Source organism: Alitabrizicola rongguiensis (assembly GCF_021491355.1).
Lineage (GTDB): Bacteria > Pseudomonadota > Alphaproteobacteria > Rhodobacterales > Rhodobacteraceae > Aliitabrizicola > Aliitabrizicola rongguiensis.
The window spans coordinates 988358-1014948 of the sequence record NZ_JAKENF010000002.1; the positions used below are offsets into that span (position 1 = coordinate 988358).

22 protein-coding genes are annotated in these 26591 nt (G+C 64.5%); 10 read left to right on the top strand and 12 right to left on the bottom strand.

Translation table 11 applies throughout. The features are described 5' to 3' along the window. Window positions 1–17: 17 nt before the first annotated feature. From L0V05_RS10700 to L0V05_RS10730, 7 genes are all read right to left on the bottom strand, one after another. Window positions 18–1667, bottom strand: coding sequence for an amidohydrolase (locus L0V05_RS10700; protein ID WP_234870266.1), 1650 nt, complete (start codon window positions 1665–1667; stop codon window positions 18–20). A 3-nt stretch (window positions 1668–1670) separates the two neighbouring features. Next, window positions 1671–3752 (bottom strand): oxidoreductase, encoded by a 2082-nt coding sequence (locus L0V05_RS10705; protein WP_234870268.1) that lies wholly within the window; start codon window positions 3750–3752, stop codon window positions 1671–1673. A gap of 130 nt (window positions 3753–3882) precedes the next feature. Next, window positions 3883–4842 (bottom strand): LysR family transcriptional regulator, encoded by a 960-nt coding sequence (locus L0V05_RS10710; protein ID WP_234870270.1) that lies wholly within the window; start codon window positions 4840–4842, stop codon window positions 3883–3885. 50 nt (window positions 4843–4892) lie between these two features. After that, window positions 4893–6374: an aldehyde dehydrogenase gene (locus L0V05_RS10715; protein WP_234870272.1), complete on the bottom strand. Its 1482-nt coding sequence runs from the start codon at window positions 6372–6374 to the stop codon at window positions 4893–4895. An 8-nt stretch (window positions 6375–6382) separates the two neighbouring features. Continuing rightward, window positions 6383–7054 carry a DUF1028 domain-containing protein gene (locus L0V05_RS10720; protein ID WP_234870274.1) on the bottom strand — a complete coding sequence of 224 codons (672 nt, stop codon included), beginning with the start codon at window positions 7052–7054 and terminating at the stop codon, window positions 6383–6385. A gap of 44 nt (window positions 7055–7098) precedes the next feature. Next, window positions 7099–7512, bottom strand: coding sequence for a RidA family protein (locus tag L0V05_RS10725; RefSeq protein ID WP_234870276.1), 414 nt, complete (start codon window positions 7510–7512; stop codon window positions 7099–7101). 65 nt (window positions 7513–7577) lie between these two features. Beyond that, complete coding sequence (locus L0V05_RS10730) at window positions 7578–8864, bottom strand: flavin-containing monooxygenase (protein ID WP_234870277.1); 1287 nt, start codon at window positions 8862–8864, stop codon at window positions 7578–7580. Window positions 8865–9063: 199 nt separating this feature from the next. Here L0V05_RS10730 and L0V05_RS20655 point away from each other — a divergent pair, with 199 nt between their 5' ends. Next, entirely contained in the window at window positions 9064–9729 is a 666-nt protein-coding gene (locus L0V05_RS20655) for a nuclear transport factor 2 family protein (protein ID WP_319937791.1), read from the top strand. Between the two features lie 256 nt (window positions 9730–9985). On the opposite strand, the gene L0V05_RS10745 is transcribed toward L0V05_RS20655, so the two are convergent. The 3 genes from L0V05_RS10745 to L0V05_RS10755 all read right to left on the bottom strand — a co-directional run bounded on the left by L0V05_RS10745 (window position 9986) and on the right by L0V05_RS10755 (window position 14412). Next, window positions 9986–12454: an FAD-dependent oxidoreductase gene (locus L0V05_RS10745; RefSeq protein ID WP_234870279.1), complete on the bottom strand. Its 2469-nt coding sequence runs from the start codon at window positions 12452–12454 to the stop codon at window positions 9986–9988. Between the two features lie 95 nt (window positions 12455–12549). Next, window positions 12550–13611 carry an ABC transporter ATP-binding protein gene (locus L0V05_RS10750; RefSeq protein ID WP_234870281.1) on the bottom strand — a complete coding sequence of 354 codons (1062 nt, stop codon included), beginning with the start codon at window positions 13609–13611 and terminating at the stop codon, window positions 12550–12552. A gap of 15 nt (window positions 13612–13626) precedes the next feature. Next, window positions 13627–14412, bottom strand: coding sequence for an IclR family transcriptional regulator (locus L0V05_RS10755; RefSeq protein ID WP_234870283.1), 786 nt, complete (start codon window positions 14410–14412; stop codon window positions 13627–13629). A 98-nt stretch (window positions 14413–14510) separates the two neighbouring features. On the opposite strand from L0V05_RS10755, the gene L0V05_RS10760 reads away from it, so the two are divergent. From L0V05_RS10760 to L0V05_RS10800, 9 genes are all read left to right on the top strand, one after another. Further along, window positions 14511–15755 carry an ABC transporter substrate-binding protein gene (locus L0V05_RS10760; protein WP_234870285.1) on the top strand — a complete coding sequence of 415 codons (1245 nt, stop codon included), beginning with the start codon at window positions 14511–14513 and terminating at the stop codon, window positions 15753–15755. 108 nt (window positions 15756–15863) lie between these two features. Further along, window positions 15864–16751 carry a carbohydrate ABC transporter permease gene (locus tag L0V05_RS10765; RefSeq protein ID WP_234870286.1) on the top strand — a complete coding sequence of 296 codons (888 nt, stop codon included), beginning with the start codon at window positions 15864–15866 and terminating at the stop codon, window positions 16749–16751. A 1-nt stretch (window position 16752) separates the two neighbouring features. Then, a complete protein-coding gene (locus L0V05_RS10770) occupies window positions 16753–17598 on the top strand; it encodes a carbohydrate ABC transporter permease (RefSeq protein ID WP_234870288.1) in 846 nt (281 codons plus the stop codon). Then, window positions 17595–18950, top strand: coding sequence for an alpha-glucosidase/alpha-galactosidase (locus L0V05_RS10775; RefSeq protein ID WP_319937792.1), 1356 nt, complete (start codon window positions 17595–17597; stop codon window positions 18948–18950). The genes L0V05_RS10770 and L0V05_RS10775 overlap by 4 nt, the downstream gene beginning before the upstream one ends. Window position 18951: 1 nt before the next feature. Beyond that, complete coding sequence (locus tag L0V05_RS10780; protein ID WP_234870290.1) at window positions 18952–19728, top strand: SDR family NAD(P)-dependent oxidoreductase; 777 nt, start codon at window positions 18952–18954, stop codon at window positions 19726–19728. After that, complete coding sequence (locus tag L0V05_RS10785; protein ID WP_234870292.1) at window positions 19725–20624, top strand: 2-dehydro-3-deoxygalactonokinase; 900 nt, start codon at window positions 19725–19727, stop codon at window positions 20622–20624. The genes L0V05_RS10780 and L0V05_RS10785 overlap by 4 nt, the downstream gene beginning before the upstream one ends. After that, a complete protein-coding gene (locus tag L0V05_RS10790; protein ID WP_234870294.1) occupies window positions 20621–21226 on the top strand; it encodes a 2-dehydro-3-deoxy-6-phosphogalactonate aldolase in 606 nt (201 codons plus the stop codon). The genes L0V05_RS10785 and L0V05_RS10790 overlap by 4 nt, the downstream gene beginning before the upstream one ends. Further along, a complete protein-coding gene (locus L0V05_RS10795; protein WP_234870296.1) occupies window positions 21223–22065 on the top strand; it encodes an SMP-30/gluconolactonase/LRE family protein in 843 nt (280 codons plus the stop codon). Before L0V05_RS10790 ends, L0V05_RS10795 begins: the two co-directional genes overlap by 4 nt. Beyond that, window positions 22062–23963 (top strand): beta-galactosidase, encoded by a 1902-nt coding sequence (locus tag L0V05_RS10800; RefSeq protein ID WP_234870298.1) that lies wholly within the window; start codon window positions 22062–22064, stop codon window positions 23961–23963. Before L0V05_RS10795 ends, L0V05_RS10800 begins: the two co-directional genes overlap by 4 nt. 33 nt (window positions 23964–23996) lie before the next feature. Here L0V05_RS10800 and L0V05_RS10805 read toward each other — a convergent pair whose 3' ends face one another. Next, the gene (locus tag L0V05_RS10805) at window positions 23997–24848 is read right to left on the bottom strand and encodes an ABC transporter permease (protein WP_234870300.1); all 852 of its coding nucleotides are present in this window, start codon (window positions 24846–24848) and stop codon (window positions 23997–23999) included. Between the two features lie 39 nt (window positions 24849–24887). Beyond that, window positions 24888–26534: an ABC transporter permease gene (locus L0V05_RS10810; RefSeq protein ID WP_234870302.1), complete on the bottom strand. Its 1647-nt coding sequence runs from the start codon at window positions 26532–26534 to the stop codon at window positions 24888–24890. Window positions 26535–26591: the final 57 nt, after the last annotated feature.

Genomic DNA, 26591 nt, shown 5'->3' on the forward strand with positions numbered 1-26591 from the left:
TCTGCTCTGGTGCCCGCTCAGGTCTGCGAGACTGCGACGTCGAACAGCACCCTTCCATCACAGATCGTCAAGCTGACTGTCAGGTCAGGCACAGGGCCAGACAGGGTTTGCAGTTCCCCCTTCATCAGCACGAGATCTGCCGCACAACCGGGCGAAAGCCGGCCGCGCAGGTTCTCCTCGAATCCCGCGTGCGCGCCACCGAACGCATAGGCAGTCAGAACCTCGGCCAATGTAAGCCGCTGGTCGGGAACCCCCGCCGCCCAGGCACGCCGGATCATCGCGCTGTTGATTGCGTTCACGGGTGACAAGGGTGAAACCGGCCAGTCCGTGCCAAAGGCCAGCGTTGCCCCGCTGTCCGCGATTGCCCGCCACGGAAAGGTATCGCGCCAGCGTTCGGGACCCATGATGCTGATGGTCGGCTCAAGCGGCAGGCCGCTCGACCCCGGTGGATGGACGGGCTGCATCGAAGCGACAACCCCAAGCGCCGCGATCCGTGGCAGGTCGTCGGAATGCAGCATGTCGATATGCTCGATCCGGTGACGGGAGTCGCGGGGGCCATTCGCTGCGCGGGCGGCAGCATAGCCATCGAGCACCGCCCGCACCGCGCCATCCCCCACCGCATGGGTGGCGATCTGCAGGCCGCGCCGGTCGGCCTCGACGCAGATCGCGGCGAAGAGGTCGGGCGGGAACAGCGGCTCGCCACGGAAGCCTGGCCTGCCCGGATAGTCATCCGTCCGGAACGCCGTCCATGTGTCGAAGACTCCGTCCATGAACATCTTGACCCGACCGAACCGCAGATGTCCTCGCGCAGGATGCATCGCACGGTTCATCAGGGCCCGCCGTTCATCGTCAGACTGCGCGGCGGTCAGCGTCATCGCCAGGCTGACACGGATCGGCAGTTCGCCCGCCTCGGCCATCTCCTCCAGCAGATCGGCCTGATAAAGGTTGCCGTCCATGTTGGCGACGGCGGTTATCCCGTTGCGGGCGCATTCCGCCAGCGCCGCCGCGATTGCCGTCTTGTCGCGCGTCCGCTCTTCCACAGAGACAACCGAGGGCTCTGCCCCGGCGATCCCCAGATCCTCGCGCCCGCCCGTCGCGGATAGCCGCTTGACCAGCGCCATCGCCGCGAATTCGCGCAACTCTCCGGTCGCCAGACCGTCGCGCCCCATCACGACCTCGGCCCCCGGCCCGGCATCGGCGCCGTGCAGGATGCCGGCTGCCGCCAGCGCGGCGGTATTGGCCCAGGCGCAGTGATAGTCGGTCGCCGCGATGTAAAGCGGACGGTCCGGCACAATCTGGTCGAGCGCCGCGCGGTCCGGTCGCGTGCCGGGACCAAGCAGGTCGTAATTGGCGGCGTAACAGCACAGCAGCCCCTCTCCCCGCGCATGGGGAGCGAGGGCCTGCGCAAGCGCGTCGGAGGAGTGGATTGCCCCGAGGTTCAACTGCGCCAGCGATGCACCGCCGGCGAATAGATGGATGTGGCTGTCGCAGAAGCCCGGCAGCACCCATGCCCCCTCGGCATCGATCACCCGCGTCTCGTTGCCGACAAGGGTGGCAGCGTCTTCATCCGCCCCGACCCAGACGATCTGCGCGCCGGCCACACCGACGGCAACCGGCCCGCTTCTGTCCAGGCCCCGCGCATTGCGGATAAGGATATCGGCCAGCATCGGTCAGTCCACCGCCAGATCGGTGATCTCGCGCCGGAAAGACGGCTGATCGCCCCAGTCCTCCTGCCAGACGCCCGTATCGAGTTCGCGGGCATAGCGGTGACCTGCGAATGTCGCCCAGGCGATGGGACCGGGTGCGGCGGCATCGCCGATGAGCTGCACCGAGCGGATACCCGCATCAGCCCAGTCAGCAGCGCGCGCCTTGAGCGCATGGAAAAGGATGTCATTGGATTGCCGCGATGCGACCATTACCAGCGCGTCGCAGGGAAGCGCAGACCGGGCATCGGTATAGCTGCAGCAGGTCTCGATCCCGTCCTCGCCGATCGCGGCGATGCCGGTATTCAACACGATCTTGACCCCCGCCGCCGCAAGTCGCCGGTGGATCGCGCCTTGTTCAAGCGTGTTGATCGTCCAGTCCGAGACATAGGCCGATGGCGTGGCCAGCGTAACCTGGCAGCCCTTCTGCGCCAGAAGCTCGGCCATGACACCGCCCATGTAGTAGTGGTCATCGTCGAAGACCACGACACGCCCCGAGGGCAGGCGCCCCTCCATGATGTCATCCGGCGTGAAGACCGGAAGGCGACCCGCCGTCGGGATCGGCATCACATGCTGGCGCGCCACGCCATCGGCCCGCCAGCGCGAGCCGGTCGCGATACAGACATTCTGGAAGCCTAAGTCGAGCACCTCGTCCGGCCCGAGTTCCGAGCCTTGATACATCTGCACGTTCGGCCGCTGGCCCAGTTGATACAGGCGATAATCGACCACCCGCCCCCAGGCCGACAGGCCCGGCAGATGCCGCTCGCGCGCCACCCGGCCGCCAAAAGCCTCGCGCGCCTCGGCCACGGCTACGTCATAGCCGCGCATCGACAGGGCGCGCGCCGCTTCCAGCCCCGCCGGCCCCGAGCCGATCACCAGCACATTCTCGCTTTCGCCGCGTGCCGCGATCTTTTCCGGATGCCAGCCGCGCCGCCATTCTTCCATCCAGGTCGGGTTCTGCGTGCAGCGGCCCATCCCTTGGGTCATGTCACCGGTGATGCAGATGTTGCAGCCGATGCATTCGCGGATGTCCTCGATCCGACCTTCCTCAACCTTCTTCGGCAGGAAGGGATCGGCGATCGAAGGCCGGGCGCAGCCGATGAAATCCAATGTGCCCGAGCGGATCATCCGCACCATAACATCGGGCGAGGTGAAGCGTCCGACGCCGACAACCGGCTTTTCCGTCAACTCGCGGATACCGCGCACCAACTGCTCCTGCGCCGCCTCTTCCTTGAAGCGCGAGGGGCCGGAGCAATCCTCCCATGTGCCCTGTGCAAGGTCCCAAAGGTCGGGCAGGTCGCGGTTCATCTCGATGAAGTCGCGCACCTCGGCGTTGGAGAACCCAAGGTCGCCGATCGTTTCGTCGAGACTGACGCGCAGGGTCAGCGCCATCGTGTCGCCCACCGCATCGCGCATGTCGGAAATCACCTCACGGGCGAAACGCGAGCGGTTTTCCAGACTGCCGCCATATTCGTCGGAACGCTGGTTGGTCGCCCGGCTCAGGAAGTGCTGGAAGATGCCGAAGCCATGCGCGCCATAAAGGCAGATCAGGTCGAACTCGGCAGCCTTGCAGCGCTTCGCTGCCGTCACGAACCAGCGGCGCAGGTTGCGGATGTCGTTCTTGTCCATCGCGCGGGCCTGCACCGGGTCGTTGGTGAAGGTGCGGATCGGCAGGGCCGTGGGCGCCAGCGGCACCTCCTTGGTGTACATGTTCGGGCCGTTGATGCCCGAATAGGCCAGCTGGATTCCGGCCAGCGCGCCATGGATCTTCATCGCCCGTGCCATCTTGCGCAGCATTGGGATGTCCTTGTCCTCCCAAAGGCGCAGCTCAATGAAGGGGGTGATTTCCGAGGTCGGGTGCATCTCTGTCTGTTCGGTGAAGATCACACCCCAGCCACCCTCGGCCTTGACCCCGCGCATGGCAGCCGCGGCCGACGGGTCGCGATAGCCGCCACCGTTGCAGTGCGGCACCTGATAAAAGCGGTTCTTCGCCGTGAGCGGGCCGATGGCCATCGGTTCGAACAGGATGTCGTATCTCGGATCGCGCACCGGTATCCCCAAAGCAATTGAGCGGTCTCCCCGAACGGGCCGGGGAACCAGAACGCACGCTGGCCTTGGCGCGCGGCCGAAGTAAATTACGGGTTTCGTAAGTATTGCTTAGGCCAGCTCTAAGCTGTTTTCAGCCCCCATCTCGTTTCGCCTTTGCGCCGGGCAGGAACCCGGCCGCGCCGATGGCCGAGGTCGACAGGTTTTCGCGGCAATGGGCGACAAAGGCGCGCGCCTTGCTGAAACTCGCGCCGCCCCCGGCATGGACAAGCCCCATGCGCAGCGGCCGGACCGGACCGGCCAAGGCGGCGAAGCGCAACTTGTGCCCGTCCGGAGACTGATCGGTCACCGGTGGAATATTGGCGATAGTATAGCCAAAGCCGTTGGCGACAAGCGACAGCGCGATCGGCAAGTCGCGCGTTCGTTCGACGATGCTCGCCCGCACGCCCGCAGCTGCGAAAAGCGCCAGAAAATAATCCGAACTGAGCGGCAGATCGAGCAGCACCATCGGATAATGCGCGACCTCGGCCAGCGCGACGCTTTCCCGTCCTGCAAGAGGATGTGCCTCGGGCAAGACGAGATATGGGGGCAGCGTGGCGAGTTCGACGAAGACCAGATCGGCGGGAATGCTCAGGTCGTAGGTGAGAGCGATGTCGATTTCGGCGGTCCGCAGCATCTCGATCAGCGCCATCTGATGCGCTTCGGTCTGCTGGAACTCGATTTCGGTGTAGCGATCGACGAAGGTCCTGCGAAGCTGGGGCAGCACGATCTGCGCGAAGGTCTGCAGACACCCCACCTTGAAGGGGCCCCGCACCCGCCCAGTGATGTCATTGGCAAGGTCGTTCAGACGGTCGGCGTCGCGCAGGACGGCCTGAGCCTCGGCCAGAAACACCCGGCCATCCCGGGTCAAGGACATGCCTTGCGCATGCTTGCGGACGAAAAAGGGAAAACCGAACTCGGCCTCGAGCTGCGCGATCGAGGTCGAGATCGACGGCGGCGAAACGCTGAGCTTCTCCGCCGCCTGCGAGATCGAACCGCATTCGCCGACCGCGACCAGATATTCAAGCTGGCGCAGGGTAAAGCGCAGCGGCATTCGCGATCCTCCGGGTGACCGCAGCCAGAATAGGGGCGGCGCCCGGTCGATCAATAGCTGATCCAGGTGGTCTTGAGCGCGCTGTACTTGTCAAAGCTGTGCAGCGACAGGTCCCGCCCGAAGCCGGACTGTTTCATGCCGCCGAAGGGCGTCATGGCGCTGAGGGCATCGACGGTGTTGACCGAGACTGTCCCAGCATGAAGCCGCGCCGACAGGTCGAGCGCCCGCGACAGGTCGCGCGTCCAGAGCGAGGCGGCCAGGCCATAGACCGTATCGTTGGCCATCGCCACTGCCTCTTCCTCGGTACGGAAGGTTTGGATTGACAGGACCGGGCCGAAGATTTCATCACGCACTATGCGCGCGTCAGGCCCGGCGCCAGCGAAAACGGTCGGCTGGATGAAGGCATCCGATCCGTTCAGGCTGATCCGCTCGCCGCCACAGACCAGCCGCGCCTCGTTCCGTCCCTGTGCGATGAACCGCATCACAGTGTCGGCATGGGACCGGTCCACCATCGAACCCATGGCTGAGGATGGGTCGAGCGGATCGCCGGGCCTGGCCTGCGCGGCGCGGGTGGCCATCCGGTCGATCATCTCGTCAGCGATGCTTTCGTGAACCAGCATTCTGCTGTTGGCCGAGCAGACCTCACCCTGATTGAAGAATATGCCGAAGGCCGCCATGTCGGCGGCGCGGTCAAGGTCGGCATCGGGGAAGATCAGGTTCGGGCTCTTGCCGCCGGTCTCCAGCCAGACCTGCTTCATGTTGGACTCGCCGGCATAGCGCATGAACAGCTTGCCGACCGCGGTCGAGCCGGTGAAGACGAGGCAATCGACATCCGGGTGACGGCCAAGCGCCTGCCCCGCGTCCTCGCCAAAGCCGGGGACGACGTTCAGAACACCATCCGGGATGCCAGCCTCGGCGGCGAGTTCAGCGAGCCTGAGCGCAGAGAGCGGCGATTGCTCGGCCGGCTTCAACACCACCGAATTGCCGGTGGCCAAGGCCGGGGCCAGCTTCCACGTCGCCATGTCGAGCGGGAAGTTCCACGGCACCACCGCCCCCACGACACCAAGCGGCACGCGGCGGACCATCGCAAGGTTGCGCCCGCCCGTCGGGGCGATCTCGTCATAGAGCTTGTCGATGGCCTCGGCATGCCACTGGAAGAAATGCGCCGAGCCAGGCGCGTCGATCGCCGCGGCGTCCTTGACCAGCTTGCCCATATCGAGGCTGTCGAGCAGCGCGAGTTCGGGCACATTTTCCCGGATCAGCGCGGCAAGGCGCAAGAGCACCTCCTTGCGCTCGGCCGGGGCCTTGCCGGACCAGCGGCCGTCGGCAAAGGCGCGGCGGGCGGCGGCAACGGCGCGGTCGATATCCTCGGCTCCGCCGCGCGCGACATCGGTCAGGACCTCGGCCGTGGCGGGGTTCACCGTCTCGAAGCGCGCCCCTGAGGCCGAGGGCACGAAGCGCCCGTCGATGAAGCACTGGTTGCGAAAGCGCAGACCGGCTGCGCGGGTCTTCCATTCGGCATGGGTGAACATCGGTGTCCTCACTCGTCTCCGGGCACGCCATAGCTCGGCGCCCGCGTCGGGTCCTCGGCGCGGCTGACATAGGCGGCCATCTGCGGGCGGTAGACCAACCAGGCGGTTTCAAGGTCGCCGATCGGGTCGTCCGACCAGTCGATGCGCAGATCGACCAGCGGCCAGGAAAGGCGGTCGGCCACCTTCAGCCCCGCTGAATGGACGGGGCCGGCCTCGCCCCCGGCGTCCAGCCCGGCGCGCAGGGCCGCCATCAGCCTGTCGCCCAGATGGCCGCGAGCCGACTCAAAGGCGGCGATCATCGCTGACGGGATGCCGTCATTCGCCAGAAGATTGCCCCCTGCCGCGCAGTCGCGCCCCCGCGCCTCGCCCCAGGTACCGAGGACGTTCGACCCGGAATGGATGGCAGCCGCGCCGCTCCGGTCGACGACCAGAAGCTGGCGGTAGGCGATATGCGCCCGGCCTTCGGTCACATCCGCAAGTGCCTCCGCGGCATCCCTCCCAGCTTCCAGGCGGTCAAGCACGAGGGGTCCAAGCGTCGGGTCGGTGATGTTCTGCGAGGCAACCGCGCCGACGCCCGCCCGGACATGCGCACAGCGCGCCGCGACTGCGGGGGATGAGGACGAGATCACCATCCCGAACATCCCCGTTTCGGCGCAGCGCGCAACCAGCGAAAACGTCATTTCTTCTGCCTCTCCTCCGACCGGTATCTGCCTGCCGCTTCCGTTCAGTCGGGGATGACGGCTGTCGCGTCGATCTCTACCAGCCAGTCTGGCCGCGCAAGCGCGGTGATGACCACCCCGGTCGAGACAGGGTGCACGCCGCGGATGTATTCGCCCATGGTGCGATAGACCGCCTCGCGGTGGCGCACATCGGTCAGGTAGACCACGACCTTGCACAGGTGCTCCATCCGACCACCGCATTCCTCGATCAACTGCTTGATGTTCTGCATGACCTTGTGGGTCTGCTCGACCGGATCATGGCTGTCGATGTTCTTCGCAGTGTCCAGATCCTGGGGGCACTGGCCGCGCAGGAAGATCATGGTGCCGCGCGCGACGACCGCCTGGCACAGGTCGTTGTCGAGCTTCTGCTCGGGATAGGTATCCTTGGTGTTGAACCTGCGGTGCCGATGATGGGCCACGTCGATCTCCGTTCGTGTCAGTCGGGTTTTGCCCTGAGGGCGGGGCGGCGGCTGGGGTCAGTGGATCACAGGCCGGCGGCTGGGTCCACGCCCGAGGGGGTGTAGGCCTGATAGGCGCGCTGGATCGCGATCTGGTCGGCGAGGAACTTTGCGTCATGCCAGACGCCCCAGATGAAGGCGGAGCCACGACGCGAGAGCCAAGGCAGGCCAACGAAGTACACCCCGGGCTCTACCGAGACGCCGCGCTGGTGGCGCGGCCGGCCGCGCTCATCGAAGGCATCGACCTTCAGCCAGCCGAAGTCGAAGGCATAGCCCGTGGCCCAGATGATCGAGGTCACACCGGCCTTCGCCAGATCGAGCGACAGGATCGGCTTGGTCACGCAGTCGGGGTCGGGATCCATCCGGCGCGCCTCCGGCTCTTCCGGCAGGTCGAGGCCGTTGCGGGCGATGAAGGCGTCGGCCTCGTCCAGCACCGACAGATAGTTGGCGTCGCCCCCGGCAATGTTGGCAGCAAGGTCGGACGCAAAGCTTATGACGCCGTTCTTGTAGGACTCCGTCCGGCCGACCAGCGTCATCCCCTGATGGGCGAGGCGGCGGAAATCAATGGTCTTGCCACCCTCGGCCCCACTGACAGCGATGGTGACATGCTCGGTTCCTGGCGACGGCGCGGCGGCATCCCACTTGCCAAGCACCCCCAGCCACCAGACGAAGTCGCGACCGCGATAGGCCCGCGGCGGACGATCATGCGGACCGACCGAGAGAAAGACCTTGCGGCCCGACTGGAGGAGTTCGTCCGCGATCTGCGCGCCCGAGGACCCCGCGCCCACCACCAGCACCGCTCCTTCAGGAAGTTGGCCGGGGTTGCGATAGGCATTCGAATGGATCTGCATCACCCGTGCCGCTTCCGGCACGATCGGGGGGATGATCGGCTTCTGGAATGGGCCGGTCGCAGCGACGACGCGGCGGGCCTCGATCGGGCCTTTCGAGGTTTCGACGCGGAAGCCCGGGCGGCCGGCATTGCGCTTCACCGATGTCACCTCGACCCCGCAGCGGATCGGCGTACCGGTCTTTTCGGCGTAGGCAGCAAAATAGTCCGCGATCGTCTCCTTGGGAGCGAAGGCGTCCGCTGGAGCGCCCGTGAAATCGAAATCGGGAAAGCGGTCGTGCCAGGCCGGACCGTTCGCCACGAGCGAGTCCCACCGTTCCGAACGCCAGCGTTCGGCAATGCGAGAGCGTTCCAGCACGAGATGCGGAACCCCCTTCTGGGTCAGGTGCGAGCTCATCGCCAGACCTGCCTGCCCTCCACCGACGACAAGCGTGTCTATCACTTCAAAGGGCGTCTCAACCGGCATGTCGGGGTCCTTCCTCCGGATCTCAGTCCTGCCTTGGGTAGCGACCTGTCTGGCAGCAGGGTCCGCAGCCATAAAGCAGCGTTTCGCTCATTGATGATTAGTCTGCGCCTACTCATTCGGAAGCGGACAGGCGCACACCCGCGTTGCCCCATGCCAGTTTGTCTGAGAATGTCAGACAGCAAAAAAGGGTTGACCAGAGATGCGCGCACAGGCCGAGCCACATGTTCATATCGACGACGACCGTTTCCGCGTCACGGAATGGCGCTTTGCCCCCGGGGCCGAGACAGGGTGGCACCGGCATGGCCATGACTATGTGATCGTGCCGCTGACCGATGGCTCCTTGGCGCTCGACCTTCCGGAGGGGCAGAAAGCGCAGGCCAGCCTCACTCAGGGCGTCCCCTACTCGCGTCGCGAAGGGGTCGAGCACAACGTCATCAACGCTTCGACCACTGCGCCGCTCGCTTTCCTCGAGGTCGAGGTCGTGGATGACGAAGTCGCGCACCGTCGCCTCGCCACGATGGAGCGGCTGATGAATGCCTTCAATTCACGGGATGTGGACGGGCTCATGACCTGCATGGCCGAAGACTGCGCCTTTCACGCCTCGGCCGGAAAAGAGGTGGAGGGCGCAATCCACCGGGGCCGCGCCGCGGTACGCGCCGCTTACATCGCCATCTTCGAAACTTTCGTGGAAGCCGCCTGGTCCGAGGGCAAGAACGTGGTCGCCGGCGAGACAGGGCTATCGAACTGGCGGTTTGTAGGAAAGACACGCGAAGGCCACACGGTCGATGTTCGCGGCTGCGACATCTTCCACTTCGACGGAGATCTCATCGCACTGAAGGACAGCTACCGCAAGGCGCGCGTCTGAGCGGCCTGCTTTGCTAGAAGATCTAGCCGCGCCCAAAGATACGGGACGGCCGGATCGCTTGGTCAGCCCGAAACTCGGTTGGGTCAACAACAGGGATAGGGTTGGAGATCGTATACTCGTCGACGACGACCGGCTTGCCGACATTGGCCTCGATGTTCAGGAAGCCTGCCTGTTTGCTGCCCGAAAAACCCGCGCGAGACTGACGTTTGGACAAGGCCAAGGAAACCAGAGCGGCTTGCACTGACCGCTCAGCCCGTCAGGCACGCACCCTTTCGCTTCCCGGATCGTAGAAGGGTGACAGTGATACGGTGGCGGCGAAACGTCGGTCCCCGATCTCGACCTCGAAAGCCGCGGATCCTAGATAGTCGGCCGTCACACCTTCATCCCGCTCGACGACGGCAAGACCGACCGAAGCGCCGAGCGTGTGGCCGTAAGCGCCGGCGCGGACATAACCGACAGGTCGACCATCTGCGAATAGCGGCTCCAGGCCCCGCAGCAGCGGCTCGGGATCGTGAAGTTTCACCGCGACAAGACGCTTGGTAAGCGCGCCTGCCGCCTTCTGCGCGGCCAGACGCTCACGTCCGATGAATTCCTTCGACAGATCGACGACGAAGCCCAACCCCATCTCGAGCGGCGTGTCGGTGTTGTCGATATCCACACCGTAGTCGCGATAGCCCTTCTCCAGCCGCAGGCTGTCCAGCGCCATCAGCCCGCAATGGACGCAGTCCACGCCCTGCGCCTCGATCCCCGCGACCAGCGCGTCGTAGACGTTCAGGCTCTGCTCGGTCGGGATGTAAAGCTCGTAGCCCAGCTCGCCCATATAGGTCACACGGACGATCCGCAGCCGGGCATAGCCGATCTCGACCATTGTCGAGCCGCGGAAAGGCAGTGCCTCGGTCGACAGATTCGCGCCTGTGATCGCCGCCAAAACCTCGCGCGACCGCGGTCCCTGAAGCGACAGGATCGTATAGGCCGAGGTGACGTCCGTGACCGCACAGAACTCATCTGGGCGGGTATGTCGGCCCAACCAGGACGGGGTGATGCGCTGCAGCACATCGCCGGTGACAAGCAGGAACTCCTCTTCGCCCGTCCGGGTGATGGTGAGGTCCGACAGGATTCCGCCCTGCGGGTTCAGCCATTGAGTATAGACGTTCGTCCCGACCGGAACCGACACGTTGTTGGCACTGACCCGGTTCAACACCGTCTCGGCATCGCGGCCCTGCACGATGAACTTGCCCATGAAGGTCTTGTCGAACAGCCCGAGGCTCTCGCGCGTTGCGCGATGCTCGGCGGCGGAGAGGTGGAACCAGTCCTGCCGGCCGAACTCGTAGGCCACTTTCGGCATCGGCGCGCCGTCCGCGACTGCAGGGGCGAACCAGTAAGGCATTTCCCAACCCGACAGCGAGACGAAGTAGGCTCCCTTGGCGGCGTATCGGTCGTGCAATGGCAGACGCCGAGCCCCGCGCGCCCGCTTGTGCTTGAAGTTCGGCAGGGTGGAGGTGGTGAAGCCGTAGGACAAGGCATCGGACAAGCGGTCGAGGAGGTAGTGCCGGACACCTTCGTGCGCGGCCATCCGCGACGGCAGAAGCGCGGTGATGTCCTGGCCGGCATTTCCATGAACGATCTCTTCCGCCAGAAGCGCGCCCACCCCGCCCCCCATGAGGATGCCAAGCGAGTTCAGGCCGGTAGCCAAGTAGAGCCCCTGTACCTCGGGCGTCTCGCCAACAAGGAACTTGCCGTCGGGCGTGAAGCTTTCAGGGCCGCAGAAAAAGGTCTTGATCCCCGCCCTCTCCATCGCCGGGAAGCGGCGGAAGGCGTGCTCAAGATGCGGGGCCATCCGCTCCCAGTCGGGCTGAAGGGTCGAAAAGCTCGCATCGTCCGGGATGGCCTTCGGCATCCAGGGTGCTGCGTCCGGCTCGAACAGGCCGAACAGCAGGCCGCCGCCTTCCTCGCGCACATAGGCATAGCTTTCCGGATCCTCGACCACAGGCAGGTCGCGGTGGACGCCGTCCATCGGCTCGGTCAGCAGGTAGTAATGCTCCATCGCCTGCAACGGCACCGAGACGCCGATCCTCGCCCCGATCTGACGCGACCACATGCCGGCGGCCAGAACCACCACATCGGAACGCATGGTGCCCTGAGGCGTGACAACGCCGCGCACCCGCCCGCGCTCGACGAGAATGTCGGTCACCGGGCAACCCTCGACGATCTGCACGCCGCGCTTCCGCGCGCCCGCCACAAGGGCCATGGTCACGTCGACCGGGTTGGCGCGTCCATCGGTGGGCGACCAGACCGCCGAAAGCACCCCGTCCGTCTCGATCAGCGGGAACATCGCCTTCACCTCGGCGGGCGAGACCTCGTGCTTCTCATGCCCCATCAGCCGCATGAAGGCGATTTCGCGCCGCTGCACCTCGCGGCGGGTCGGGGTGGTCGCGACATGCAGGTGGCCGCAGGCGCGGAAGCCGGTCGAGACGCCGGTCTCGGCCTCGAGCCGGGTATAGAGGTCGCGCGAATGCCGGAAAGCCCAGCTCAGCGTCTCGCTGAACATTCCTGCCGAAGCGATCAGGCCGGCAGCGTGCCACGTCGTGCCCGAGGTAAGCTTGTCCCGCTCCAGCACGAGAACATCCGTCCAGCCCTGTGCCGCAAGGTGGTAGGCGGTGGAGGTGCCGATGACCCCGCCACCGATGACGATGGCCTGGGCATGAGTGGGTAGCGAGAGGGACATGGGGAATCCTGAGGGGCCTGCGATCAATGACCGGACGCTACGCCCCGGGAAAGGGGGAAGGCAAGAAACCTGCGCCGCCCCAACGGCCGCAGAGGTCAGCGAAGCCTGTGGCCTTTTTCCCCGGCTTCGAAGACAAGCGCATCGGCGGGATTGAAGCTCAGCCCCGTCGCCGATCCGGTCTTCAGATCCGCAGTGCCACCCGTTTCCACCACGAGCTTTTCGCCAGATGGCGCAGAGAGGTGGGCATAAGTCACGCCGCCAAGCGCTTCGACGATCTCGATGCGGTGGCTGTCGCCCGGAACCAGTTGCAGCGCCTGTGGCCGCAGCCCGACGACAACCCGCGCGCCAGGCGCAGGCAAGGCAACGGAGGTCGTCAGAGTTCCGGCAAGACCCGGTACGTTGCACAGGCCCTTCCCGGTCACCTCGGCTGCGCAGAAGTTCATGGCGGGACTGCCGATAAAGCCCGCGACGAAGCGGTTGTCGGGATCTCGGTAGAGGTCGAGCGGACGGCCCACCTGCTCGACCCGGCCGGCGCGCAGCACGACGATCTTGTCGGCCAGCGTCATCGCCTCGACCTGATCATGGGTCACGTAGACCATCGTCGCGCCGATCTCGCGGTGCAGTCGAGCGATCTCGACGCGCATTTCCACCCGCAGCTCAGCATCAAGGTTCGACAGCGGTTCGTCGAACAGGAACACCTCGGGCCCGCGGACGATAGCGCGGCCAATGGCGACGCGCTGACGCTGCCCGCCCGACAGCGCCTTGGGCTTGCGCTGCAAGAGCTGGTCGAGCTTCAGGATTCGGGCAGCCTCGGCCACCTTGCGGTCGATTTCGGCGCGTGGATGGCCGGTCATCTTCAGACCGAAGCCCATGTTCTCTGCCACTGTCATGTGGGGGTACAGCGCGTAGGTCTGGAACACCATCGCCACGCCGCGTTCCGACGGATCCATGCGGGTCACGTCCCGCGTTCCGATGCGGATCGTGCCGTCGCTTGTCTCCTCCAGCCCGGCGATCATCCGCAGAAGGGTGGACTTGCCGCACCCGGAGGGGCCGACGAAGACACAGAACTCCCCTTCCTCGATCGTCAGGTCGACCCCATGGATCACCTGAACCTCGCCGTAGCGCTTGATCACGCCGTCCAGTGTCACACCTGCCATCCGCGACCTCTCCCCTTATCCCTGTTCCGGAAAGCGCCAATCTTCGGCCACGGCCGCGATGCGCGCTGCGCTGTCCTTGATCCGCCCCGCCTGCGCCTCGAGTGCAGCAAGATCCGTCCGGGCGGTGGTCGAAGTCACCGAGACCGCCCCAATCGCCCTGCCCGTCCGGGTCAGGATTGGCACCGCGCAGCAGATGATTCCCGGCTCGTGCTCTTCCCGGTCGAAAGCGTAGCCGCGATCGCGAATCGCGATGAGCTCGGCCTTGAGCTTTTCCGGGGTATCGAGTGTTTCGGGGGTGAATTGGTGAAAGCTCTGCCGGGCGATCGCTGCCTCGAGTGCGCCATCGTCGAGATAGGCCAGCATCGCCTTGCCCACCCCGGTGCAATAGGCTGGGCCGACTTTTCCCGCGCTCGAGAACATCTCGACCGGCTTGGTGGCATTGCGCTTGTCGACATACAGCACCTGCCCTTGATCGAGCTGCGCGAGGTGGATCGTCTCTCCGGTTTCTGCCGCCAGTTCATCAAGATAGGGGCGAGCCAGCGGCGCGAGCGAAGAGGTCGACCATGCAGCATGGGCCAGCCGGACCAGCCGAAGGCCCAGAGTATAGGTGCCCCGATCTTCGTCGTAGGCCAGCATTCCTTGATGCGTCAGCGTCTGCAGCAGGCGGTAGAGCGTCGCCTTGGGGTATGAAGATCCGACCTGGAGATCGGAAAAGCGCACGGGTCGTCCGCGTGCCGCGACCATGTCGAGCACATCGAGCGCCTTGCCGACCGTCCCATCCGCCCCAGTGTCCGAAGCCATCGCCCCGTTCCTCCCTGTTGACAGCTGTAACCGTACCGCGCATAGTTTTCAATATTCAAGACTAAGTTTCACATAATGGAACCACAGGGAGGGAGACTATGGTCCATGCAAAGACGGGGGTGCTTGCCTTCACGGCAGCGCTCCTCATGACCGGCTCGGCGATGGCCGAACAGCGGGTCCTGAAATACAACGCCGACTACGACCCGATTCCGCTGGCAGCGATGGAGGCGCTGATCGCGGACTTCGAGGCAGCGAACCCCGACATCGACGTTCAGCTGACGAACTTCGACCACGAGGGCTACAAGACCGCGATCCGGAACTTCCTGACGGCCGACTCGCCCGATCTGGCGAACTGGTATGCCGGCAACCGGATGGCGCCCTTTGTCACCTCGGGACAGTTCCTGGACGTGTCCGACGTGTGGGAGGCGAACGGCCTGGGCGAAGCGCTGGCTTCCGCGAAGGCCTCGATGACCATCGACGGCAAGCAGTGGGGCGTTCCCTACACCTACTACCAGTGGGGCATCTACTATAACCGCGACGCCTACAAGGCAGCGGGCGTGGATCTGCCGGGCGAGAATGGCGTGAGCTGGGACCAGTTCGTTGCCAACTGCGAAAAGTTCAAGGCCGCCGGTATCGACTGCGTGACGACCGGCTCGAAGGCGCTGTGGCCGGTTGCGGGTATCTTCGACTACCTGTCGCTGCGCACAAACGGCTACGAGTGGCACATGGACCTGACCGCCGGGAAGGTTCCGTGGACCGACCAGAAGGTTAAGGACGTCTTCGCCCAGTGGGCCAAGATCCAGCCCTACACCACCGCCAACCACGCAGCGATCGACTGGCAAGATGCGGCAGCGCTTCTCGTTCAGGGCAAGGCCGCAAACTACGTTATGGGCAACTTTGCCGTCGGCGTCTTCAAGGAAGGCGGTATGACGAACGAGACCCTCGGCTTCATGGTGTTCCCGGAAATCACCCCCGGCATTCCGCGCGCCGAGGAAGCACCGACCGACACGATCCACATCCCGGCCGGCGCCCAGAACGTCGAAGACGCCAAGAAGTTCCTGGCCTTCGTCGCTTCGCCCGAAGCGCAGACCAAGTGGAACGCGGCAGTGGGCCAGTTGCCGACCAACAAGAACTCGACCGTCGACCCGAACGATCCGTTCCTCGTGGCCGGTTTCGAGTCGCTCTCGACCGCCTATGCCCTGGCGCAGTTCTTCGACCGTGACGCGCCCGCCGAGATGGCCAAGGCCGGCATGGAAGGCTTCCAGGAATTCCTTGTGAAGCCCGAGAACCTCGATGCGATCCTCGAGCGTCTCGAGAAGACCCGTCAGAAGGTCTACAAGTAAGGCACAAGACCCGGGCAGACTTTCTGCCCGGGTCTTCCTTCTGCCCGGGGGGCGTTGCTGCCCCCTTTATTTCGCCAAAGGCCCCATTTGCGCGCCCCCGAGGTCCCGATGTCCGCATACTGGAAAGCGAACCAGCGACGCCTTGCGCCCTGGCTATTCCTTGCCCCCGGCGCCCTGATGTTCCTGATCTACGTGCTGATCCCGATCGCGCAGTCGATCTGGATCTCGTTCTATGATTGGGACGGCATGGGCGAGGCGACATGGATCGGCACCGCGAACTATGTGGAACTCGTCGATGACGATGCCTTCTACACCTCGCTCAAGAACAACGTGATCTGGCTGGTGCTCTACATGCTGGCGCTGCCGGTCGGGCTGATGATCGCCATCTTTCTCAATCAGAATGTCCGCGGCATCCGGGCCTACAAGTCACTGTTCTTCTTTCCTTTCGTCATCAGCCAGGTCGTCGTCGGCCTTATGTTCTCCTGGTTTTATGCCCCCGACTTCGGCCTGTTCTACCGACTGATCGAATGGGCCACCGGCACCGGCATCGCCGTGCTTGCCGACGAGCGGTTCGTGACCTACGGCATCATCGCCGCCGGTCTGTGGCCGCAGATCGCCTATGTGATGATCCTTTACCTCACGGGGCTGAACAACGTCGCGCCGGACCAGGTCGAGGCTGCACGGCTGGACGGTGCACGCGGCTGGCGGATGCTCTGGTACGTCATCCTTCCGCAGCTGAAGCCCGCGACCTTCATCGCCGTGGTCGTCACGGTCATCGGCGCGCTGCGCTCGTTCGACCTGGTCTCGATCATGACCGATGGCGGCCCCTACGGCTCGTCCCGGGTCCTGTCCTTCTTCATGTACGAACAGGCTCTGTCGGAATACGGCTATCGCATGGGTTATGGCGCGGCGATCGCGGTCGTCCTCTTCGCAATCATGATGGTCTTCATATCGGGCTTCATCTGGAAGATGTGGCGCGACGAGACGGAGCGCTGAGATGTTTCCTCGCCCCATCGAACAGACATCCCCCACCACGCAGACGCTCTACAAGGTCGCCCTGCCCGCGGCGCTGATCCTCTGGCTCTTGCCGCTGATCGGGGTGGCCATTACCTCGCTTCGCCCAGCCTCGGATCTTGCCCAGGGCAACTACTTCGGAATGCCGAGCTACATCGCCTTCGAGAATTACCGCCAGCTTGCCTTCGACAGCGCGATCCCACGCTACATGCTTAATTCGCTTTGGGTCACGATTCCCACGGTCATCGGCGCCGTGGCCCTGTCTTGCATGACTGGCTTCGCCCTGGCCGTCTATCGCTTCCGCTCGAACCTTCTGGTGTTCTTCCTGTTCGTCGCGGGCAATTTCGTGCCCTTTCAGATCCTGATGGTGCCGGTTCGTGACCTGACCCTGAGTCTGGGCATGTACAACACCTGGTATGGGCTGGCGCTGTTCCACATCGCCTTCCAAACCGGGTTCTGCACGTTGTTCATGCGCAACTTCATCAAGAGCCTGCCCTTCGAGCTTATCGAGGCGGCTCGCGTCGAGGGGGTCAGCGAGATCCGCATCTTCTGGCACGTCGTAATGCCGCTGATGCGTCCCGCGATTGCCGCCCTTGCCGTTCTGGTCTTCACATTCATTTGGAACGACTTCTTCTGGGCGACGGTGCTGACCACCAGCGCCGAGACCCAGCCGATCACGGCGGGCCTGTCGTCATTGAACGGTCAGTGGATCGCCCAATGGCAGCTTGTGTCCGCCGGATCGATCATTGCCGCCCTTCCGCCCGTGCTGATGTTCTTCCTGATGCAGAAGCACTTCATCGCGGGCCTCACCCTTGGAGCCGTAAAGTGACAAAGATTGCCTTCATCGGGGCGGGATCGACCGTCTTCATGAAGAACCTGATCGGTGACGCGCTGCAGATGCCAGCGCTATCGGATGCCACAATCTCGCTGATGGATATCGACCGGAAGCGGCTGGCCGAAAGCGAATTGGTGGTGCGCAAGCTGGTTGCCTCGCTCGGCGTGCCGGCAAGCATCGAGACGCACACACACCAGCGCAGCGCGATCGAAGGGGCGGACTTCGTCATCGTTGCCTTCCAGATCGGGGGCTACAAGCCCTGCACGGTGACCGACTTCGAGATACCGAAGCGCTACGGCCTCCGGCAGACCATCGCCGACACCCTTGGGATCGGCGGCATCATGCGCGGCCTACGCACGGTTCCCCATCTGTGGAAGCTGGCCGAGGACATGCGTGCGGTCTGCCCCGGTGCGATCATGCTGCAATACGTCAACCCGATGGCCATCAACACCTGGGCCATCGGTGCGCGCTATCCGGATGTGAAGCAGGTGGGCCTGTGTCACTCGGTGCAGGGCACGGCCTATGAGCTTTCCCGCGATCTCGAGATTCCGCTTGGCGACATCCGCTATCGTGCGGCGGGCATCAACCACATGGCCTTCTACCTGAACTTCGAGGCGCGGCAGGCGGACGGCTCTTGGCGCGACCTCTACCCGGCCCTGCGGGCGGGCTATCAGGCAGGACGCATCCCGAAGCCCAGCCACTGGAACGCCCGCTGCCCCAACAAGGTGCGCTACGAAGCGATGATGCACCTTGGCTATTTCGTCACCGAGAGCAGCGAGCACTTCGCCGAATACGTGCCGTGGTTCATCAAGTCCGACCGACCGGACCTGATCGAAGCCTTCGGCATCCCGCTCGACGAATATCCCGTTCGCTGCGAAGAGCAGATCGCAGCTTGGGCGGCGCAGGCCGAGGGCTATGCGCGGGCAGAGCGCATCGAAGTGAAACGGTCAAACGAATACGCGGCGGTGATCATGAATTCGGTCGTCACGGGTACGCCTTCTGTCATCTATGGCAACGTCCCGAACCGCGGGTTCATTCCGCAATTGCCGCAAGGTTCAGCGGTCGAGGTGCCGACGTTGGTCGATGCGAACGGGTTGCAACCAACGACTGTGAACGACATTCCCCCTCAGCTTATCGCGCTGATGCGGACGAACGTGAACGTCCAGGAACTGACCGTGGCGGCTCTTCTCGAGGAGAACCGAGAACACATCTACCATGCCGCCATGCTCGACCCGCACACCGCGGCCGAACTGGACCTGCGCCAGATCCGGGCGCTGGTGGATGACCTGATCGAGGCACATGGCGATTGGATGCCGGCATGGATCACCGGAAAGAAGGCCGCGTGAGATGAGCAAAGATACCCTGCCCAGATTTCCTGACCTCATAGGCGCATCCGTGTTCATCACCGGCGGCGGTTCCGGCATCGGGGCCGCCCTGACCGAGGGTTTCCTTCGACAAGGCGCGAAGGTGGCGTTCTGCCAGCGCAGCGATGCCTCGGCCTTCTGTGGCGAGATGGAAAAGGCTACGGGCAACCGCCCGCTGTTCCTGCCTTGCGATCTCACCGACCTGGCGCAGTTGAACACCGTGCTGGCCGAGGCGGCACAGGCGCATGGTCCGATCACGGTCCTGGTCAACAACGCCGCCAACGACCAGCGCCACAAGACGCTGGAAACGGATGAGGCCTTCTTCGATTGGTCGATCGCGATCAACCTGAAGGCCTATTTCTTCGCGGCGAAGGCAGTGATCCCGGGGATGCAAGCTGCGGGCGGCGGGTCGATCATCAACTTCTCGTCGATCAGCTACATGATGGGGAATGCCGGTTACCCGGTCTACACAGCCGCCAATTCCGCCATCAATGGTCTGACTCGCAGCCTTGCCCGCGAATTCGGGCCGGATCGCATCCGTGTCAACGCGCTGTCCCCCGGCTGGGTCCTGACCGAACGGCAAAAGGAGTTGTGGGTGACGCCCGAAGGTCTGGCTGCGCATCTGGACCGTCAATGCCTCAAGGATCCGCTGGAGCCCGCCGACATCGTCGGTGGTTGCCTTTTCCTGGCCTCCTCGGTGTCGAAGGCCATGACGGGGCAGGCGCTTGTGATCGATGGCGGAGTGGTGGTGACAGGATGAAACCGGACTGGATCGCCGTTGACTGGGGCACGACCCACCTGCGGGCCTGGGCGATGGGCGCGGAGGGCATCCGCGCCTCGGCTGAATCTGACGACGGAATGGGCCGGCTGAGCCGCGACGCCTTCGAGGCGGCGCTGATCCGGCTGATCGACCCCTGGCTGGGTGGCGGCGTGACCCCGGTTGTCGCCTGCGGCATGGTCGGCAGCCGTCAGGGATGGTTCGAGGCACCCTACCGCACCGTCCCCTGCGCGCCACTCACGCAAGGGACGCTGGCGCATGTGCCGGTAAAGGACCCACGGATCTCAGTGCAGATCGCCCCGGGCCTCAAGCAGACCAAACCTGCCGACGTGATGCGCGGCGAGGAGACGCAGATCGCCGGGGCCCTCGCGCTTGACCCGGGCTTCGATGGCGCGATCTGCCTGCCCGGAACCCATTCCAAATGGGCTCAGGTCAGCGCCGGCGAAGTCGTCAGCTTCCAGACATTCCTGACCGGAGAACTCTATGCGCTTCTGGCCGAGCATTCTGTCTTGCGCCATGGCCTCTCCGAGGGCTGGGAGGATGCCTATTTTGACGAGGGGGTGGCAGAGGGTCTGTCACATCCCGAACGGCTCATGGCCCAGCTCTTCCGCCTGCGGGCCGAGGGGCTGATTGCCGGGCTGTCAGGGCCCGCCGCACGCGCGCGCCTCTCGGGCCTCCTGATTGGCGCGGAACTTGCCGCCGCAAAGGCGTGGTGGCTAGGGCTTCCCATCCTGCTGATCGGATCGTCGCGTCTTACCGCCATTTATGCCCGCGCCCTAGCCATGCAGGGTGCGTCAACCCGTTCCCTGTCTGCCACCGACTGCACGATCGCAGGCCTTGCGCTTGCCGCCGGGGCGCTAACGAGAGCTGCCGAATGACCCGCCCGATCATCGCCATCCTCCGTGGCATCACTCCCGACGATGCCGTCCCAGTGGCCGAGGCGCTGATTGCCGCCGGCATCACCACCATCGAAGTGCCGTTGAACTCGCCACATCCGATGCATTCCATCGCAGCAATGGCGCATGCCTTCGGCGACGATGCGGTGATCGGGGCGGGCACGGTTCTGACCGTCAAGCAGGTGCGGGAAGTGGCCGACGCCGGCGGGCGGATCATCGTTTCGCCCAACATGGATGCCGAGGTGATCGGGGAAACGCGCCGCGCCGGCCTTGAAAGCTGGCCGGGCGTCATGACGCCCTCCGAGTGCTTCGCTGCGCTCAAGGCCGGGGCCACGGGGCTGAAGCTGTTCCCCGGCAACTTGCTTGGCCCCGAGGGGCTGAAGGCCATTCGCGCCGTCTTGCCGCAAGGTACGCGCGTCTATGCCGTCGGCGGTGCCGGAGCAGCCAACCTGAAGGACTGGCTCAAGGCCGGAGCGGACGGGTTCGGAATCGGCACATCGCTTTACACCCCCGGCCTGTCGGCCGCTGACGTTGGCACCCGTGCACGCGCGTTGGTTGCTGCATATGATGAGGCCACTCGATGATATTCGACGACCGCCGCTGCGAATTGGGCGAGGGTCCGCTTTGGCACCCGCTGCGCGAACAACTGTTCTGGTTCGACATCCTGGGCCGGAGTCTTCTGTCCCGCGACGAGACCGGTCCCCGCCAGTGGCAGTTCCCGCAGATGGTCTCGGCCGCCGGATGGATCAGCAGGGACGTGCTTCTGATCGCCGGCGAGACCGGCCTTTTTCGGTTCGACCTGACCAGCGGCACGTCCGAACCCCTCGCCGCCCTCGAAGCCGACAACCCACAGACCCGCTCGAACGATGGTCGGGCTGATCCGCAGGGCGGTTTCTGGATCGGGACCATGGGCAAGAAGGCAGAGACCGGCGCTGGCGCGATCTATCGCTACTTCCGGGGTGAGCTGCGAAAGCTGTTTCCCTCGATCTCGATCCCGAATTCCATGTGTTTCACGCCCGATGGTCGCACCGCACAGTTCGCAGATTCCCCCACAAGGCGCGTGATGCGCGTGTCTCTCGATGCGCAGGGATGGCCGGTGGGTGAGCCACAGGTGTTCCTGCAACTGGCTCCGAATGGCCCCGAACCGGACGGCGCCGTAATGGATGTTGACGGGGTAACCTGGTTGGCGGAATGGGGTGCCGCGCGGGTCGCGGCCTATGCGCCCGACGGTAGCTATCTGCGCAGCGTACCTTTTGATGCCCCCCATACCTCTTGCCCGGCGTTCGGAGGGACGACGCTTTACTGCACCTCTGCGCTGCAGGGGATGGACGATGCGGCTCGCTCTGCCAAACCACATGCTGGCAAGACCTTCATCGCCAAGAGCGTCGCACAGGGCCAGCTGGAACATCAGGTGATCCTGTGAAACGCACGCTTGGCGTCTGCTACTACCCTGAACACTGGCCGGATGCGCAATGGGCCGAAGATGCCGCCCGCATGGCAACCCTAGGCTTGACCTGGGTGCGGATCGGCGAGTTTGCGTGGTCGCGTCTGGAGCCGGTCCCCGGGCGGCTGGAATTCGACTGGCTCGACCGGGCGATCGAAACCCTAGGCAGTGCAGGGCTGAAGGTTGTGCTCGGCACCCCGACGGCCACGCCGCCACGCTGGATGCTCGACCGTCACCCCGACATGCTGGCCGTGGATCGAGACGGACGGGAACGTGGATTCGGCTCGCGCCGACACTACGATTTTTCACATGAAGGCTATCGGCGGGAGTCGGCCCGGATCACTACGCTTCTGGCTGAACGCTACGGCCGGAATCCGCATGTGGGGGCCTGGCAGACGGACAACGAATATGCCTGCCATGACACGGTGCTGAGCTACTCCCCGACGGCCCTTCGCGCCTTCCGCAATTGGCTTGCCCGCCGCTACCAGTCACCCGAGGCGCTGAACCGGGCCTGGGGGAACGTGTTCTGGTCGATGGACTATGCCTCGTTCGAGGAGATCGGCCTGCCGAACCTGACCGTGACCGAGGCGAACCCGGCACACTGGATGGCCTTCCGTCGCTTTGCCTCGGACATGGTGGTGGAATTCAACCGCATCCAGACGGAGATCATCCGCAAGCATTCCTCCTACCCCATTGCACACAACTATATGGGGCAGATCACCGATTTCGACCATTTCGCCGTGGGCGCGGACCTCGATATCGCCTCTTGGGATGCCTATCCGCTTGGCTTCCTGTCAGACCGCCTCGCCGCCAGTCCGGAACACAAGCGCCGGTTCGTTCGGCAGGGCGACCCGGATTTCCAGGCCTTCCACCATGACCTTTACCGGGCCGTCGGACGGGGCCGCTGGTGGATCATGGAGCAGCAACCGGGACCGGTGAACTGGGCGCCGTGGAACCCCGATCCGCTGCCGGGCATGGCCCGCCTCTGGGCGTGGGAGGCCTTCGCCCATGGGGCCGAGGCGGTCTGCTACTTCCGATGGCGGCAGGCCCCCTTCGCGCAGGAGCAGATGCATGCGGGCCTGCTGCGCCCCGATAGCGTTCCTGCCCCGGCATATGACGAGGCAGCACAGGTGGCGCGGGAGCTTGCCGCGATGCCTGATCAGGGGACCGCTGCTGCGAAGGTCGCGCTGGTCTTCGACTATGCGTCGGCCTGGGCCTGGGAGGTTCAGCCGCAGGGGCGGGATTTCAGCTACTTCCGGCTGGTTTTCGAAAGCTATCGCGCGCTTCGGCGATTGGGGCTGAACATCGACATCCTGCCGCCCGATGCGACCGATCTGTCGGCCTACCAACTGGTTCTGGCCCCGGGGGTGGCGACGCTGACGGATGCCTTCCTCGGTGCGCTTGCCCAGTACCGCGGACTGTCGCTGATCGGCCCGCGTACCAACGCCAAGACGACCGAGTTCGCGACGCCTGTTCCCCTTCCGCCGAACCTTCCGGGTCTTGCCGCGACAATTGCGCGGGTCGAAAGCCTGCCACCCGACGTGCCGGTCCCGCTGAGCCAAGGCGGGCAGTTCCTGCACTGGCGCGAGAAGATCGAGACGGCGGCCGAGATCGTGGAGAGCACCGCCGATGGCTGGCCTGCCCTCATCAGGGCGGGCGGACTCCACTACCTTGCGGGGTGGGCGGAAGCCAAGACGATGATCAATCTGCTCGAAAAGCTCTGCGCGGAGGCTGGACTGCCGACGATGCGCCTGCCCGATAGCCTGCGTATGCGCGATACGGCCTCGCACCGGTTCGTCTTTAACTACGGACCGGATGAGGTCGAGTGGCACGGCCGGCGCATTGCGCCAGCCGGTGTGTATTGGGAAAGGCTCTGACGGGCGGGATCAGCCGCTGCCCGCGTCTGCTTTTCAGGTGGGCGACATGCCGCGCAGACGTTCCGACCGGCGCCTGAGGACCTCGAGTGTAATCAGAAGCGCGATCGAGATCGCGACGAGCACAGTCGCAGCCGCAAGAATTGTCGGGCTGATCTGCTCGCGCAGGCCGGTGAACATCTGCCAGGGCAGCGTCTTGTCGCCCGGTGCGCCAAGGAACAGCACAACGACCACTTCGTCGAACGAGGTGATGAATGCAAACAGCGCACCGGCCACCACGCCCGGCATGATCAGCGGCATCTGCACCATGAAGAAGGTGCGGACCGGTCCGGCGCCAAGGCTTGCCGCCGCGCGGGTCAGCGAACGGTCGAAGCCCACGAGCGTTGCCGTCACAGTTATGATGACGAAGGGAATGCCAAGCACGGCGTGGGCGAGCACGACCCCCCAGTAGGTTCCCTGCAATCCGACGCGCGAGTAGAAGAAATACATCCCCGCCGCAGAGATGATGAGCGGCACGATCATCGGCGAAATCAGGATCGCCATGATCGCGCTCTTGAACGGAACGTGCGACTGCGACAACCCGATGGCGGCCAGAGTGCCAAGGCTGACAGCGATCAGCGTGGCGACCGGCGCGATGGCAAGCGAGTTCCACAGCGGTAGCTGCCAGTCGGGGTTGGTGAAGAAGTCCTGATAGTGCTTCAGCGAATAGCCGGCCGGATCGAGCCGCAGCATCTCGGGCGAGAACGTGAAGAAGTCCTGCGCGTTGAAGCTGAGCGGGATGATGATGACGATGGGCGCGATCAGGAAAAAGAAGATCAGCCCGCAGATGACTCGGAACGCATAGTGCCAGATGCGCTGACCGGTCGAGGCATAGACGGGCAGGCTCATGCGATCGGCCCTTCCATATCGAGCTGCATTGGGACGCGTCTAGCCGAGTTTGACATTGTCGATCCCCACGATGCGGTCATAGACCCAGTAGAGCACCAGAACCACGACAAGCAGCAATGAGCCGAGCGCGGCGGCGAGCCCCCAGTTCAGTGACGTGCCGATGTGATAGGCGATGCGGTTCGAGATGAAGACACCCTTCGCGCCGCCAACAAGTTCGGGCGTGATGTAGTAGCCGATCGCCAGGATGAAGACGAGGATCGAGCCCGCCCCGATCCCGGGAACGGATTGGGGGAAATAGACCCTCCAGAAAGCGGTCCAGTCCGTTGCGCCGAGGGACTTGGCCGCGCGCAGATAGGACGGCGGGATCGTCTTCATGACCGAATAAAGCGGCAGGATCATGAACGGCAGCAGGATATGCGTCATGGCGATGATTGTGCCGGTCTGGTTGTTGATGAGGACCAGACGGTTGTTGTCGGCCACGAGTCCAGCCCAGACCAGCAGGTCGTTGATGACACCCTGTTGCTGTAGCAGGACCTTCCAAGCGCTGGTCCGCACCAAAAGCGAGGTCCAGAAGGGGAGCAGAACCAGGATCATAAGCAGGTTGGCCGTCCGCGCCGGAAGGTTCGCCAGTAGCCAGGCCACCGGATAGCCGAGCAGGATGCAGGTGCCCGTGATGACCAGCGAAAGGACCATCGTGCGCAGAAACAGCATTAGGTAGACGCGCTCGGCTTCGGACCGCGGGGCGATGCCTTCCGGAGTCATCTTCAAGTCAACAGCGTTCAGGAAATAGCCGGACGTGAAGCGCGGGCTGAAAGTCTTGATGACCTCCCACGGCTGTGGCGTCCCCCAGGCTTTGTCGCTTTCCGTGAAGGCTGCCATGAAATCGGCCGCGGGGATCGCTCCCCCCTGTTCCGCTGCGACCACTGCCGAAAGGCGCGGCTGCCAATCGGCTCCGAAGGCAGCGGCAGCGGACGGATTGGCCTTGAGATCCTCGGTCAGACTGACGGCGACCGTGTTCCAAGGGCGCTTTTCGGTCGGGCTGTCCTCCTTCACCGTCTGCATGACGCGGGCGAAATCGCCGTAGGCGGCCGCAGTTAGGGGCAGGTTTTTCTGCGCAGCCGCAGACGGGACAAAGGGTGGTTCGGGCGTCTTGTCGCCTGCCTTGGCCCAGTCCGCCTGGGCAGAGATCCAGGCAGGATCGCCCAGTAGGTTGGTCCAGGTTACCGGCTCATCCCATACGGGGTCGACCGCGACCAGAGCTTTGCCGACATCCTCGCCCATGTCGTCCACATCGCGGCCCGTGCCGCGCAGCAACGAGGAAAAGCCAGAATCCTCATAGTTCAGCCGGGTCCCAAGCTGTGTATGGGTCTTCGCGGCAACCGCGATGAGCAAATCAGAAGCCAAGGCGCGATAGACAGGCTCCCCCGGCGGAGCGCCTGAATCCGGGCTCCAATCCGCAAGAGCCGCCACGGTGCGCGGCAGTGTATCGGCGACGATATCATTCTCGACCGACCGGAAAAGCATATCGCCGATCGGGGCGATGAAGGTGACGAGGACAAAGATGAGAAGCGGCGCGATCAGAAGGAAGGCGCGCAGCTTCTGCCGGCGGAGCGCGCGGTTCAGGCTTTGTTTCAGCGGCTTTCCGTCTGCCGCGAGCATAAGGCCATCTGCTGTCTGTTCCGTCATCCGTCGTCCCCGCGATCAGGGGACGGGGCCTTCGCCCCGCCCCCATTGGCACTTGGC

What these genes read in the sequence shown, in the direction of transcription:
- L0V05_RS10700 (WP_234870266.1), bottom strand. Translation starts at nt 1,667, where the DNA reads ATGCTGGCCGATATCCTTATCCGCAATGCGCGGGGCCTGGACAGAAGC.
- L0V05_RS10710 (WP_234870270.1), bottom strand. Translation starts at nt 4,842, where the DNA reads ATGCCGCTGCGCTTTACCCTGCGCCAGCTTGAATATCTGGTCGCGGTC.
- L0V05_RS10715 (WP_234870272.1), bottom strand. Translation starts at nt 6,374, where the DNA reads ATGTTCACCCATGCCGAATGGAAGACCCGCGCAGCCGGTCTGCGCTTT.
- L0V05_RS10720 (WP_234870274.1), bottom strand. Translation starts at nt 7,054, where the DNA reads ATGACGTTTTCGCTGGTTGCGCGCTGCGCCGAAACGGGGATGTTCGGG.
- L0V05_RS10730 (WP_234870277.1), bottom strand. Translation starts at nt 8,864, where the DNA reads ATGCCGGTTGAGACGCCCTTTGAAGTGATAGACACGCTTGTCGTCGGT.
- L0V05_RS20655 (WP_319937791.1), top strand. Translation starts at nt 9,064, where the DNA reads ATGCGCGCACAGGCCGAGCCACATGTTCATATCGACGACGACCGTTTC.
- L0V05_RS10745 (WP_234870279.1), bottom strand. Translation starts at nt 12,454, where the DNA reads ATGTCCCTCTCGCTACCCACTCATGCCCAGGCCATCGTCATCGGTGGC.
- L0V05_RS10750 (WP_234870281.1), bottom strand. Translation starts at nt 13,611, where the DNA reads ATGGCAGGTGTGACACTGGACGGCGTGATCAAGCGCTACGGCGAGGTT.
- L0V05_RS10755 (WP_234870283.1), bottom strand. Translation starts at nt 14,412, where the DNA reads ATGGCTTCGGACACTGGGGCGGATGGGACGGTCGGCAAGGCGCTCGAT.
- L0V05_RS10760 (WP_234870285.1), top strand. Translation starts at nt 14,511, where the DNA reads ATGGTCCATGCAAAGACGGGGGTGCTTGCCTTCACGGCAGCGCTCCTC.
- L0V05_RS10765 (WP_234870286.1), top strand. Translation starts at nt 15,864, where the DNA reads ATGTCCGCATACTGGAAAGCGAACCAGCGACGCCTTGCGCCCTGGCTA.
- L0V05_RS10770 (WP_234870288.1), top strand. Translation starts at nt 16,753, where the DNA reads ATGTTTCCTCGCCCCATCGAACAGACATCCCCCACCACGCAGACGCTC.
- L0V05_RS10780 (WP_234870290.1), top strand. Translation starts at nt 18,952, where the DNA reads ATGAGCAAAGATACCCTGCCCAGATTTCCTGACCTCATAGGCGCATCC.
- L0V05_RS10785 (WP_234870292.1), top strand. Translation starts at nt 19,725, where the DNA reads ATGAAACCGGACTGGATCGCCGTTGACTGGGGCACGACCCACCTGCGG.
- L0V05_RS10790 (WP_234870294.1), top strand. Translation starts at nt 20,621, where the DNA reads ATGACCCGCCCGATCATCGCCATCCTCCGTGGCATCACTCCCGACGAT.
- L0V05_RS10795 (WP_234870296.1), top strand. Translation starts at nt 21,223, where the DNA reads ATGATATTCGACGACCGCCGCTGCGAATTGGGCGAGGGTCCGCTTTGG.
- L0V05_RS10805 (WP_234870300.1), bottom strand. Translation starts at nt 24,848, where the DNA reads ATGAGCCTGCCCGTCTATGCCTCGACCGGTCAGCGCATCTGGCACTAT.
- L0V05_RS10810 (WP_234870302.1), bottom strand. Translation starts at nt 26,534, where the DNA reads ATGACGGAACAGACAGCAGATGGCCTTATGCTCGCGGCAGACGGAAAG.